This window comes from Deltaproteobacteria bacterium (assembly GCA_005879535.1).
GTDB lineage: Bacteria > Myxococcota > Myxococcia > Myxococcales > 40CM-4-68-19 > 40CM-4-68-19.
In genome coordinates this window covers 1-12787 of record VBKI01000031.1, presented here as the reverse complement: position 1 = coordinate 12787, position 12787 = coordinate 1, and the positions used below count along the sequence as shown (strand labels likewise).

At 68.7% G+C, this 12787-nt stretch carries 13 protein-coding genes; 7 read left to right on the top strand and 6 right to left on the bottom strand.

The annotated features are described in order from the left end of the window. Positions 1 to 21 precede the first annotated feature (21 nt). Entirely contained in the window at positions 22 to 1320 is a 1299-nt protein-coding gene (locus tag E6J58_01665) for an aminopeptidase P family protein (GenBank protein TMB42479.1), read from the top strand. A 112-nt stretch (positions 1321 to 1432) separates the two neighbouring features. On the opposite strand, the gene E6J58_01660 is transcribed toward E6J58_01665, so the two are convergent. Next, positions 1433 to 3130 carry a hypothetical protein gene (locus E6J58_01660; GenBank protein TMB42478.1) on the bottom strand — a complete coding sequence of 566 codons (1698 nt, stop codon included), beginning with the start codon at positions 3128 to 3130 and terminating at the stop codon, positions 1433 to 1435. Positions 3131 to 3223: 93 nt separating this feature from the next. Here E6J58_01660 and E6J58_01655 point away from each other — a divergent pair, with 93 nt between their 5' ends. The 3 genes from E6J58_01655 (at position 3224) to E6J58_01645 (ending at position 6182) form a co-directional block, all read left to right on the top strand. Beyond that, positions 3224 to 5284 (top strand): hypothetical protein, encoded by a 2061-nt coding sequence (locus E6J58_01655; GenBank protein ID TMB42519.1) that lies wholly within the window; start codon positions 3224 to 3226, stop codon positions 5282 to 5284. Between the two features lie 150 nt (positions 5285 to 5434). Next, a complete protein-coding gene (locus tag E6J58_01650) occupies positions 5435 to 5863 on the top strand; it encodes a GNAT family N-acetyltransferase (GenBank protein ID TMB42477.1) in 429 nt (142 codons plus the stop codon). After that, positions 5838 to 6182 carry a rhodanese-like domain-containing protein gene (locus E6J58_01645; GenBank protein TMB42476.1) on the top strand — a complete coding sequence of 115 codons (345 nt, stop codon included), beginning with the start codon at positions 5838 to 5840 and terminating at the stop codon, positions 6180 to 6182. The genes E6J58_01650 and E6J58_01645 overlap by 26 nt, the downstream gene beginning before the upstream one ends. 120 nt (positions 6183 to 6302) lie before the next feature. Here E6J58_01645 and E6J58_01640 read toward each other — a convergent pair whose 3' ends face one another. The 4 genes from E6J58_01640 to crcB are packed head-to-tail and all read right to left on the bottom strand — an operon-like array spanning position 6303 to position 9006. After that, positions 6303 to 7229, bottom strand: a complete 927-nt coding sequence (locus E6J58_01640; protein TMB42475.1) for a hypothetical protein — start codon at positions 7227 to 7229, stop codon at positions 6303 to 6305. Between the two features lie 25 nt (positions 7230 to 7254). After that, a complete protein-coding gene (locus E6J58_01635; GenBank protein ID TMB42474.1) occupies positions 7255 to 8364 on the bottom strand; it encodes a hypothetical protein in 1110 nt (369 codons plus the stop codon). 10 nt (positions 8365 to 8374) lie between these two features. Next, positions 8375 to 8656 (bottom strand): MGMT family protein, encoded by a 282-nt coding sequence (locus tag E6J58_01630; GenBank protein TMB42473.1) that lies wholly within the window; start codon positions 8654 to 8656, stop codon positions 8375 to 8377. Next, on the bottom strand, positions 8638 to 9006 hold the full coding sequence (crcB, locus tag E6J58_01625; protein TMB42472.1) for a fluoride efflux transporter CrcB: 369 nt from the start codon (positions 9004 to 9006) through the stop codon (positions 8638 to 8640). Before crcB ends, E6J58_01630 begins: the two co-directional genes overlap by 19 nt. On the opposite strand from crcB, the gene E6J58_01620 reads away from it, so the two are divergent. Beyond that, positions 8904 to 9926 carry a response regulator gene (locus tag E6J58_01620; GenBank protein TMB42471.1) on the top strand — a complete coding sequence of 341 codons (1023 nt, stop codon included), beginning with the start codon at positions 8904 to 8906 and terminating at the stop codon, positions 9924 to 9926. The two genes, crcB and E6J58_01620, sit on opposite strands and share 103 nt — an antisense overlap. 18 nt (positions 9927 to 9944) lie before the next feature. Here E6J58_01620 and E6J58_01615 read toward each other — a convergent pair whose 3' ends face one another. Continuing rightward, positions 9945 to 11285 carry a hypothetical protein gene (locus E6J58_01615; protein ID TMB42470.1) on the bottom strand — a complete coding sequence of 447 codons (1341 nt, stop codon included), beginning with the start codon at positions 11283 to 11285 and terminating at the stop codon, positions 9945 to 9947. Between E6J58_01615 and thyX the strand changes: the two genes are divergently transcribed. Next, a complete protein-coding gene (gene thyX, locus E6J58_01610) occupies positions 11112 to 11945 on the top strand; it encodes an FAD-dependent thymidylate synthase (GenBank protein ID TMB42469.1) in 834 nt (277 codons plus the stop codon). The genes E6J58_01615 and thyX overlap by 174 nt on opposite strands. An 8-nt stretch (positions 11946 to 11953) precedes the next feature. After that, on the top strand, positions 11954 to 12787 hold an 834-nt coding region (locus E6J58_01605), incomplete at its 3' end, for a magnesium transporter (GenBank protein TMB42468.1).

The following is a 12787-nucleotide window of genomic DNA, read 5'->3' as shown; positions in this document are numbered from 1 at the left end:
GAATAGACCAGCATCGGGGGGATGTCAATCGGAACCCGTTCGGTTACCCTCGCCGTCCCCATGTTGCTCCCGCTGCTGGCCGCCGCCGGGTTCGCGCACCCGAATCCGCAACCTCCGCCCGAGCTTCCCGCCTCCCTCTACCGCGACCGCCGCGAACGCCTGATGAAGGAGATCGGCGGGTGCGCCACCGCCATCGCCGCGCAGGGCGAGCCCACCGGCGTAGTGCAGGAGTACAGGCAGGACGACGATTTCTTCTGGCTGACCGGCATCAACGAGCCCGGCGCCTGGCTCATCCTGATGCCCAAGGCGAAGTACAGGCGGCACGTCCTCTTTCTCCGTCCGCGGGATCCCGAGGCGGAGCGCTGGACGGGACCGCGCGCGCCGCTCAGCCCCTCGCTGAAAGCGCAGTACGCCGTCGACGAAGTGCGGCGCGGAAACGGGGGCAAATGGCTGCTCGGGTCGGCGCCGGCGCACGACTGTCTCGCCGTCGTCGCGCCGGCGGAAGACCTCAAGGACGAGCGCACCGACGTGCAGGCGCTGAAGCAGGGGGCGGGCGCCCTGGGCCTGAAGCTGGTCTACAAGCGGGATCTGCTCGCGCGGATGCGCTCGGCGCATGCTCCAGAGGAGATTGCGCTGCTCGAGCGGGCCGTGACCATCACGCGGGCAGGTCACGATGCGGCGGCGCGCGCGACCGTACCGGGAGTGAGCGAGCGCGACGTGCAGACGCAGATGGAGTTCGCGTTTTTCGGCGCCGGCGCGACGGGGCTCGCCTACGGCACCATCGTGGGGAGCGGCGAGAACGGAGCGGTGCTTCATTGGGGCCAGAACTCGCGCATGCTGCGTTCCGGCGACCTGGTCGTAATCGACGCGGGCGCCGAGTACGGACGGTATGCGTCCGACGTCACGCGCACCTACCCGGTGAGCGGCAAGTTCACCGAAGAGCAGGCCAAAGTGTACCGAGCGGTGTACCAGGCGCAGGAGGACATTCTCGCTGCCATCCGGCCGGGCGCGTCGATGAGCGACCTGCAAAAAGCGGCGGAGGAATCGCTACGGCGGAGCGGATATCTGGACAAGTTCATTCACGGCTTCGGCCACTTCGTCGGCCTCAACGTCCACGACGCCGGCGAGTACGACCTGCCGATCCCCGCCGGCGCGGTCTTCACGGTCGAGCCGGGCGTCTATCTTCCCGAGCGCGGCTTCGGCGTGCGCATCGAGGACGAGGTGCTCTTCCTCGGCGACGGCAAGTGGCGGCTGCTGACCGCGGATTTTCCCCGGAAGCTGGAAGACGTGGAAGCGTGGGTGGCGCGGGCGCGACGCTGATGATCGTCGCGACGCGCGGTCCGCGAGCGCGTACCGGGTCACTACGTTCGCGCGCGGCGAGACGGCCAAGCCAAGGCGTAGCCGCAAAGCCGCACCTCCGGTGCGGCAGCGGCTAGTTGCTTTCCTTCGACGCGGCCGGAACGGGGTCTACCAGAGTATGGATCTCCTCCACGTCCGAGTCGTCGATCTCGTAGTGCACCTGCTCCGACCCGACGGCGGCGAGCGCTTCGTCGCGGACCGTCGCGTCGTCCGCGACCACCTTCGTGGCCCGCGCGGCGGCAGCCGCGGCGGCGGCCGCCTCCTCCGGACGGATTTCCGTCTCTCCGGAGAGGGAAAGGTCGAGTAGTGAGAGCACCGACCCGTTCGCTGCGGGCAGAAGCGCCAGCGGCGTCACCGAAGCGGTACCAGCCGGCAATGCCGACGCGACGGGCTCCACGGGCAGCGCCGGCGGCGGTGGTTCGGAGGGCAGCGCCGCAGCGACCAGCCCGTTGACCGCCGGAGGCTGCATGGCCTCGAGCGTCGCAACCGGCGCAGGTGCCGTCGCTGCTCGAGCGGCCGCGGCGGCGTGTTCGGGAGCCGGCGGCGGTGTCTCCTTCGGCTTGGGATCCACGAGCACCCGCGCCCGCGTGATCGCGGTGCCGTCGGAGCGTTTCAGTCCCGGACAGACGACGGCGATGATTTCGGTCCCACCGGTATCGAGCGCCTCGTGCCATTCCGGCTCGAGCGGCTGCCCCGGTTTCGGGTCGACGAGCTGCCACGCGCAGAGCGCCGCGGCGCGCTGCAGCCAGGAGGCCCGGGCATCGCCCTCGGCGGCCTTGGCCGCACCCGCCACGGCTTGCGAGACCGACTCCAGCGCCGGCGCCGGGTCTGCCGCGATCGTCGTCTCCTCCAGCTTGGTGAGCAGTTGCGATGCCATCGACAGATCGGACCCGGCGTAGAACTCGATCTCCTCCGCCAGCCGGGTGAGCCCGGACTGTCGCGCCGCTGCGTGCGCCGCGGCGTCGCGCAGCTCCTGGGCAATGCCCTCCTGCGGCGCGCCGAGGATCCCGGCGTCCGCCGCGAGCGCCGCCGCTCGATCGCCGCGCTCCATCGCCGCGCGCGCTTTCGCGGCAGCCCCGGTTGCCCGGGCCCGCAGCTCCATCCGCAAACCCTCGGCATAGGCCTCGATGGCCGTGGCCCGCCGCGGGGGAGCAGGAGAGCGGTCCGGATCCTCGTCGAGCGGATGGGAAGGCTTGCGGGAGATGGGCGCCGTGGGAAAGCTTTGCTCCAGGGCCGCGATCCGGTCCGCCAGATCGCGGGAAGGGGCGACGCGCGAAAGCGCGGCCTCGAGATCGGCCACGCGGCGCTCGACCACGGCCAGGCGATCCGGCGGCGGCGGCGGCGCAGGGCGTGGCGGGGGTTCCGGCGCCGGCGCGACGGCGGCGGGCGGTGAGGCGACGCGTGGGGCGGGGACGTGCTCGGCGATGTCGATCTTCCCGCGGCCGTTGCTGGAGACGACCAGCGTCGCCCCGTCCTGCCGCCGCTCGCGGACTGCGCGGATGAACTTCATCACCGCGTCCTGCACCCGCATGATGTCGTTGACGGTGCCGCGCATCGCGGTGCGGACGATGTCGCCAGCGAGCTGATCCGTCCGGTACGCCGTGGACAGCTTCAGCGAGTCCTTGGGCGCCCGCATGCGCACCCTTCGGGGCAGTCCGCTGGAGGCAAGCTGGGCCGATCCCTCGAAGTCGCGCGGCAGCTCCGCCTCGATCTCGAGCGGCACCTCGACCATGCGCGGGTCCGGCCGCGCCACCAGCCTCACGCTGAACACCGTCCAATCCTACGACGGCTCTCGCTGCGGGCGCACGCACCCACGCCGTGACCGGAACACGCACTCCATGCTACCCATGCCCTGACCATGCAGATGCCCGCGCTCGAGCAGGCTCCCGAGTCGCAAGCGCCGCGGACGGCCACCGCGGACCGGGTGCCCATCGCGTCGGAAGAGGTTGCGCACAAGCCATTCATCCCCGCTGAACAGGACATTCCCGAGCTGACGCCGGTCCCGCTGATCGTGGGCACGCTGCTCGGCATCCTCTTCGGCGCTTCCAGCATGTACCTGGTGCTGAAGGTCGGCTTGACGGTCAGCGCCTCCATCCCGGTGGCGGTGCTCTCGATCACCATCTTTCGCGGCTTCACCCGCGTCTTCCGCACCCGGCGCGCGACCATCCTCGAGAACAACATCACCCAGACGGCCGGCAGCGCGGGCGAGAGCATCGCCTTCGGCGTGGGCGTCACCATGCCGGCACTCTTGATCCTCGGGTACAACCTGCAGATCTCGCAGGTGATCCTGGTCAGCATTCTCGGCGGCCTGCTGGGGATCCTGATGATGATCCCGCTGCGCCGCGCGCTGATCGTCAAGGAAGCGAAGACGCTGGTCTACCCCGAAGGGACCGCGTGCGCGGAGGTGCTGATCTCCGGCGAGACCGGCGGAACCACCGCGAAGACGGTGTTCGCCGGCCTCGGCGTCGGCGGCGTCTTCGCCCTCGGGTACAAAGCCTTCGGCGCCTTCAAGGACCTACGACGGAGGCAACCTATCGCGCGAAGTGGGGCAGGAGTTGATGGGAGTCGGTTACATCATCGGGACTCTCATCGCGATGATCATGGGCGCCGGCGGCATCCTCTCCAGCCTGGTGCTGATGCCGGCCATCAAGCTCTTCGGCAGCACAGCCACGACGCCGATCTATCCGGCCACGACGCTGATCAAGAACATGAGCACCGACGATGTCTGGCATCAGTATATTCTGTATATTGGAGCTGGCGCGGTCGCCGCCGGAGGCATCATCTCGCTGTTCAAGTCGCTGCCGACGATCGTGGGCGGTGCCATGCGCGGCATGCGCTCGTTGAGCGGCTCGCAGGCACCTTCGGGAACGCTGCGGACCGACCGGGACATCCCCCTCTGGGTGGTCGGCGTCGGCTCGCTGCTGATCGTGATCGTCTGCGCGCTCGTCCCCTCCTTCAAGATCAACGTCCTCGGGGCGGTGCTCATCCTGGTGCTCGGGTTCCTCTTCGTGACCGTCAGCTCACGCTTGACGGGAGAGGTCGGAAGCTCGTCGAATCCCATCTCCGGGATGACCGTCGCCACCCTGTTGATCACGTCGCTGATCTTCTTCGCCCTCGGTTGGGTCACTCCTCCCTACAAGGTCGCCGCCCTCAGCATCGCCGCGGTGGCTTGCATCGCCATCTCCAACGGCGGCACCACCTCGCAGGACTTGAAGACCGGATATCTGGTCGGCGCGACCCCGTCGCGTCAGCAGATCGCCATCCTGGTGGGCGCCTTGGCATCCGCGTTGGTGCTTGGATTCGTGATTCTCAAGCTCAACGACGCCGGAACGGTGTTCGCGGCGCGGAGCTACCCGAACGTGCGCTTCAGCGAGGCGGACTACAGCGGCGAGAAGGAGCGCCTGCGCGGCGCCGACTCCGGGCGCGACGCCAACGCCTACAACGTGATCTGGCTGCGCGAGCCACGGGGAGAGGTGCCCGCCGGGAAGTACCTCGTCGACGACACCGGGCACATCAAGTATCTCGAGGATCCCGGCATCAACGGAAAGCTCGACACGCGCGACAACGGCGAAAAGGTGAAGTCGAAGTTCAGCGCGCCGAAGCCGGTGCTCATGTCCTTCATCATCGAGGGGATCATGACCCAGCGTCTGCCCTGGGGGCTGGTGCTGATCGGCGTCTTCGTCTCCGTGGTCCTGGAGCTCTGCGGGATGTCGAGCCTCGCTTTCGCCGTCGGCGTCTACCTGCCGCTGTCGACGAGCACCCCCATCATGATGGGCGGCATCGTCCGGTACATCGCCGACCGGACCGCGAGCCGAAAGCTGAGCGGAGCCGAGGCGGAGAGCGGTCCCGGCGTGCTGTTCGCCTCCGGGCTGATCGCGGGCGCCAGCGTCATCGGCACCATCCTCGCGTTCCTGCAGCTCTCTGAACCGACGCGGAACTTCCTCAACTCCATCAACGTGGGCGGCACCATCCCCGGATTCGCCACCAGCAATCTGGTCTCGCTCGCGCTCTTCTGCGTGCTCGGCGCTGTTCTCTGGGCGGTGGCCACCGAGCGATGGCTGGCGCCGAAGCAGGCATGATCGAGGTTCGACTCGCGCGGAGCGCGAAGGACGTCGAGCAGTGCCTGAGGCTGCGCTGGACGGTGTTCGTGGAAGAGCAGGGCGTGCGGCCGAGCCTCGAGTTGGACGGGCTTGACTCCGACGCTGTGCATGCGCTGGCGGTGCTCGATGGGGTTGCGTGCGGCGCCGGCAGGTTGATCTTCGTTGCCCCCGGGATTGCCAGGATTCAACGGATGGCCGTCATCGATGACGCTCGCGGGCGCGGCGTCGGGAAGGCGCTCCTCGCGTTTCTCGAGGACGAGGCGCGTCGACGCGGAGCAACAAAGCTGACCCTCTGGGCACAGGTACAGGCACAAGCCTTTTACGAGAAGGCTGGGTATACCGCCTCCGGCGCGGTGCAAGACGGTACCGCCATTCCCCATGTTTCGATGGAGAAGAGCGCTTGACCGGCGGGCGAGCGCGATTACCCTCCTTCCCATGAGAATCCTGCGCAGGACCCTGTTCGCCGCTCTCGTGCTGCTGTTCGCGGGAACGGCGCGCGCCGACTCGGCCAAGGAAGAGGGCTTCGGCGATCTGACCATCGATCAGGTCGCCGATCTCATCGCCAAGAAGGACGCGGACATCTTCGACAACAACGGCAAGGACGTGTACGCCAAGGGACACGTCCCCACCGCGAAGTGGGTCGACTTCAAGGCGGTGAAGGAGAGCGATCTCCCCAAGGACAAGTCGCGCAAGCTCGTGTTCTATTGCGCGAACACGCATTGAATGGCCTGCCACCAGGGCGCCCGTGCGGCGCTCAGCTTCGGATACAAGAACGTCTACATCATGTCGGCCGGCATCCAGGGCTGGCAGAAGGCCGGCAAGCCGGTGGAGAAGGGCGACCCTTCAGCGTGAGAGACGCGAATCGCCGAGCCGCGATCCGCCCTTTCGCTGCAGGCTCTCGACGGTGAACACGCGGTCGCTCCGGTTGAGCACGTTGTTCACCTTCACGCCCTTGCGGCTCAGCAGATCGATCGAGATGCGGTGCGCGCCGCCGCGTGCCCCTCGCAAGAGGTGCGGCTTCCAGTCGGTGATCAACGGAAGCTCGCGCCGGTCGAGCACGATGCGGACCTTGTCGCCGCGGCGGCCGAGCTTGGCATTCGACAGGTAGAAATCGAGCACGGGCCGGTTCGCCCCCGGAAGCGGAGTCGCGACCGGGTCCGGCGGCTTGGCCTGCCCCGCGTCGGCGGCAGCGTCGGGAGGATTCTCTTCCAGGCGCGCGAGCACCAGTTGCTCGGAGGGTGCGCCCACCGGCAGGACGTACGTGAGGATCGGCTTTCTTGGCTGGGGCCAGGTCACGGACTCCGCGGCCCTGCCGGCCTTGCCGGGGATCCTCGGCCCCATCCAGACGCGCACCATCGCGAATGCCCTCGGCGCTTTCACCACCTCGTGCCAGGGCCTGCACAGCACGACGCGAAGCAAATGCGGCCCTGGCGAGAGCCCGCCGAGCATCCACGTCGCGTTCGCATCGGGGATTTCCATCGCCGGCTCGTTGTCGACGATGAGGTGGGTGTGCGGAACGGGACCGCCGGGCCGCAGCGCTCCGATCGCGTAACCTTTCACCACCACGCGGACGGCCACCGCTCCTTCGGCCGATTGCGAGAGATCCGCCGGCGCGGCGAAGGTGATCGATGCCCTGGGGAACGCGCGGCCCCTCTTGCGCGGATCGTCCTCGGCGCGCATCACCGGCGCGCGCCTGGCTTTCCTGGGCACGCGCGCTTCCGCAGGCAGCGCGATCGACGCCGTGAGCAGGACGAGCAGCGTTCGCCTCAATCCCTGCGCTCCTGCCCCTGCCCCGTCATCGATCCACCTCGAAGCGTTGGAGCGGCCGCCAGCGCCGGGCGCAATCGAACAGCTCGGCGCGAAGCTGCCGCGAGTCGGCCTCGATCCGCAACAGCGGCATGGCGGCGTCCATCGGCCCCGCCGCATCGGTGGCGCGGGCACTCCACGTCCCGAGGTTGACGTAGAGCCGCTGCACGCCCGGGCGCCCGTCCTGGACGGCCCAGTCCATCACGTGGGTGTGCCCGAGGACCAGGACGTCGGGAGGAGGCGGTTTGCCCGGCAGCGACTTTGCTCCTTCGAGCACGGCCATGGCGGATGCGCCGGCCCGCTCCCACAGATCGTCGTCGTCCTTGAGCCGCCAGCGCAAGAGCGAGGGTGTGGTCACCCATGCGAGCGGCCGCGCAAGAGCGCCGTTTTCCACCAGGATCTCCAGCAGCGCATCGATGAACCGCTCGAACACGCCCGGCTTCAGCCAACGCTCCAGCACCGGGATGACGCGCTCCTCGGGGCGGAGCGCGACGAGCCTCTCGGGATCGATGTGGACGTTGCTGCGCGGCAGCAGATGCCGCAGGAACGGGATCACGGCGTGGTGGAGAACGCCGGTCATGGTCTCGCCGCCGCCGGTCGGCGTCGCGTTCGACGGATCCCAGAGATGTCCATGCTGCAGCATCACCCACTTGTCGAGCACGCGGCGCGCCGCCATCGGCTCGATCTGCACCTTGGAGAGGCCCGCGGCATCCAGCGCCTCGCGCCCGCCGGCGTCCGCGAGGTGCCGGTCGTGGTTTCCCGGGACCAGCGTCACCTTCGCCTTCTGCGAGACGTCCTCCAGGGCCTGCAACGCGACGGGATTGCTCTCCCGGATGCTGCGCATCACCGCGGGCAGAGGCGGCGGAGGCTTGTCCTCGATGGGGACGTCCAGCGAGACGCCGAACTGCGTCAACCCCTTGTGCGGGGGAATGGCGGCGGTGAGATCGAAGACGTCTCCGAGCAGCACCAGCTCGCCGTCCGCCTCGCCGGAGACCCGGTCGCACACTTCGGTGAAACGCCTACCCTGATCCTCGTCGCGAAACATCCGCGCGAGCGTGCCTTCACCGAGATGAAGATCGCTGACGACGTAGAGCGCCACCCCAACGAGTTTATCCGCGCTTTCGCCCGCGCTGGCGACCTTTCCACCCTTCCTGGCGGAGGAGGGCGGCCTGGTCGCGCGCGACGGGCGGAGCAAGCGTGCCGTCGTGACGCGCCACGCGCCACCATGGGACGTCGTCGAGCCGGTGGAGGGCGGCGACCACCGCGCGCGCTCCGCCGGGCTTGCCGGCGCGGATCGCCACCTCACCGTAGGAGAGCGTGGTCCCGCGCGGAATGCTCCGGACGATCCGGCGCACCGCGCGCAGGAACGCGGTCATCGGCGCCCGAGCCATGCGCCCGCATAGACCGCCGCGAAGCCGAGCACGTTGCTCGCCGCGACGTAAGCCAGCGCCCCGCTGCCGCGGCCGAGTTGGAACAACCTCATCGTCTCGTACTCGTACGTCGAGAACGTCGTGTATGCGCCGACGAAGCCGATGGGCAACAGGTACCGCAGGTTCGAGTCCGCGATCCGCTCCGACCCCGCGCCGAGGAAGAGCGAGATCAACAGACAGCCGCTCAGGTTGATGAACAGCGTGCCCCATGGCCATTGCACCCCGAGACGATGCGCGAAAGCGGTCGCGACGAGGTACCGCGCAACCGCTCCGAGCGCGCCACCCACCGCGACGAGCAGGATTGGAATCACGACGACATCCTACGAAAAACCGCGCCCCAATGTGGGCGCATGTGCACGCGTTCAGCGCCCTCGCCCGGCCCTGCGGACACGCGCATACAAGCGCCGGAATTTCACGAAGTTGCTGCTGCGATCCGCAGCGGAATACAACCGATCGACGAGGGACACCGATGGTCGGGATCGAGATCGTGAACTTCCCCAACACGGTCCTCATCGTGGACGACGAGCCGATCGTCGTGCAGGTGCTCCAGCGGGTGCTGCCGAAGCAAGGCCTCCGCGTGATCTCCGTTTCCAACGCGGAAGAGGCCCTCGGCGTCCTGCAGCGCGAGAACTTCGGTTGCATGCTGGCGGACAAGAACCTGCCCGGAAAGGACGGGCTGGCCCTGGTTGCCGCCGTCCGCAAGCTGCAGCCGCACTGCGCGTGCATCGTGATGACGGCGTACGCCTCGACGTCGTCGGCGGTCGAGGCGCTCCGCCTCGGCGCGGCCGATTACCTGGAGAAGCCGTTCCAGGACATCGAGCTCGTGGCCGAGAAGGTGCGCCGCGCGATCGAGCACCAGCGGGCGGACTTCGACCGGACCCGGTTCCTCCGGCGGCTGCGCGAGTTCGAGGCGGAGCTGGACAAGAAAGAGTCCGAGGTCACTGAACAGCGCACCGAGATCGACATGTTCAACGAGGTCCTCGAGGCGCGCGTCGACCTCGCCACCCGCGATCTCCTGGCCGAGCGCGACGAGCTGCGCAAGCAACTCGGCAGCAGCGCCGAGATCCGGCAGGGCGCCGAGATCGTCGGCGTCGAGATGGCGCTGATCCTTCTCGAGGATCTGCAGCGGCGTCCCGGCCTCGACGTGGCCCCGTTCCGGGGCGAGCTGCAGCGCGTGATCCGCCAGCTGCAGTCGCACGTCCGGCGCTTGCGCGGCGACCAGGCGGCGTGAGCTTTCGCGCGCGGCTGATCAGCCCTCGTAGCGCTGCAGCTCGAGATCCGCGGCGGAGAGATCGCTGAGGGACACGCGCAGACGTCCGTTGCTGGCCTCGACGTGGAGGAGCGGCAGCGACGCGTCGCGTGGGCTGTTGGCGTCGAAGGCGCGCTCGGTCCAGGTTCCGAGGTTGACGTAGAGCCGCCCTCGCTCGACCGCCCAGTCGAGCACGTGCGTGTGCCCGAGCACGGCTACATCCGGCTGCGGAGCGCCGTGCGGGAGATGGCGTTTTCCTTTCAGCACCTCGATCGCATAGCGTCCGGTGTGTTCCCAGAGCCGGTCCTGTTCCGCGACGGCGGAACGGACGCGCTCGGCGCTCACCATGCCCGCGAGCCAGGAGAGCGGACGCGGCAAGAAGCCGTTCTCCGCGAGCAGGCGGAGAAAGGCGCGGAAGAAACGGCGGAAGGTCTTCTCGTCGAGCCATCGCTGCAGGACGGAGACGACCGCCTCTTCCGGGCGGAGCGCGACGAGGCGATCGGGATCGAAGCGGACGTGCGGCGGCGGCCCGCGGTGGCGCAGGAACGGAATGACCGCGTGGTGCAGGGCGGCGGTCAGCACCTCGCCGCTGCCGCCGGGCTTGTCGTTGCCTTCGTCGAGCTCGTGGCCATGCTGGAGGACGATGGTGCGGCCCGCGAGCCGGCGAACTGCCGACCGTTCGAGGCGCGCGCGGATGCCCGCCGATGCCAGCGCGTCACCCGCCCCTGGCTCGCCGAGCTGGTAGTCGTGGTTGCCGGGCACGAACGTGACCGGCGCCGATTCGGTGAGCCTTGCGAGCGATTCCAGGGCCACCGGATTGCTCTCGCGCACCGCGGCCAGCAGCTCGGGCAGCGCGCGCCGGCGCGGCTCCTCGCGTGGCACGTCGAGCTCCCGGAAGAACTTCCCCAGTCCCTTCGGCGGCGGCTGCATCGCGGTGAAATCGAACGCATCGCCGAGGACGATGAGCTCGGAGCCATCGTCCCGCGCCACGCGCTCGCAGAGCGAGGAAAGCTGCCGCCCCTGCCGCTCGTCCGAGAAGAGCCGGGCCTCGGCGCGCTCGTCCAGATGAAGGTCTGACACCACGTACAGCGCCACGGGATCGCGGGACCACACCGCCGCTGAAAAAACAAGGGGCCGCGGGCCCGTTGCGTGCGGTACAAAGCGGCCATGGACGTCGTCCTCATCGACCTCGCCAACGACCCGCTCACCAAGCTCTACGGCGCCTATCGCACCTGCTACACGCCGAAGACGCCACGCGAAGTCTGGGACGACATCGCTGCGGGCGGGCTGTCCAAAGCGAAGATCGCCCAGTTCGTCGAGGAACGCCTGAAGACCGGACACGTCTCGCCGCTCGAGCAGGTGGTCTTCTGGTTCGGCATTTCCGGGGTCTCGCGCTCGCTCAGCCATCAGTTCGTGCGGCACCGCATCGGCATCTCCTTCGAGCAGCAGTCGCAGCGCTACGTGCGCTTCACCGGAAAGAACGAGGAGCGGCTCGAGTACGTGATGCCCGAGAGCTGGCGCGAGGCGGGCAGGGCGAAGGAGTTCGAGAAGCTGATGGAGGAGATCACCCGGGTCTACCGGGAGGCGGTGGCGGCCGGCATCCCGGCCGAGGACGCGCGCTTCGTCCTCCCCAACGCCGCGCCCACCAACTTCCAGATCATGGTCAACTTCGCCGAGCTCCTGCACATCGCCGACCTTCGGCTTTGCACGCGGGCGCAGTGGGAGATCCGGCAGATGGTCGCGCGCATGCGCAGCGAGCTGATGCGCAAGGTGCCGGAGCTTGCCCGTTACCTGCAGCCGAAGTGCGGCGAGAAGCGGATGGGATACTGCGACGAGGACGTGAAGGCCTACGAGGCTTGTCCGCTCTCGAACTCGCGGCCGCACAAGCTGCAAGTCATCGAGGTGTTCAAGCGCGTCCGGGCCGAGAGCGGCAAGCCGATGCGCGACCTGGACGAGACGGACTTCAAGGCCGCGGAGGAGTTCCGCGAGGCCAAGGTGTGACTCCGGCAGTGCCGGAGCCGGACGTTCTCTCTCCGGACGAGCTACGCGATGCGTGGCCGGCGCTTTCGGCGGAGGAGCGCGCGGAGGGCCTCAAGCTTCTTCCCCGGGACACAGCCGAAGACCTCTTCTTCAGCATCTCTCCGCGCGAGCAGGTCGAGCTCATCCTCGCCCTTCCGCAGGCGGAGCAGCGCTCCTGGGCTCGCGGTCTGGCGCCCGACGACGCCGCCGACCTCGTGCAGGAGGCTCCCCCCGAATACCGGGATCGGCTTTTGGCGATGCTCGACGAGCAGACCCGGCGCGAGGTCCAGGCGCTGCTCGCCTATCGCGAGGACCACGCCGGCGGTCTGATGAGCCCGCGCTTCGCGCGGCTGCGGCCGGAGATGACGGTGGACGAAGCCGTCACGTACCTGCGGCGCCAGACGCGCCAGTCGGTGGAGATGACGTACTACGCGTACGTCCTCGACTCCAGTCAGCGGCTGCTGGGGGTGGTCTCCTTCCGCGAGCTGATGGCGGCGCGCGGCGATCGCCGCGTCAGCGAGCTGATGCACACCGACGTCCGATCCGTCGACGAGGACGCGGACCAGGAAGTGGTGGCGCGGCTCTTCCGCGAGACCAGCCTGATGGCCATCCCCGTCCTCGATGCCGAGCGGCGGATGAAGGGTATCGTCACCGTCGACGACATCGTCGAGGTGGTGAGCGAGGAAGCCACCGAGGACATCCAGAAGCTGGGCGGCAGCGAGAGCCTCGGCGAGCCCTATCTGACCATCGCGCTCGCGCGCATGATCCGCAAGCGCGCCGGCTGGCTGGCGGCGCTCTTCCTCGGCGAGATGCTCGCGGCGACC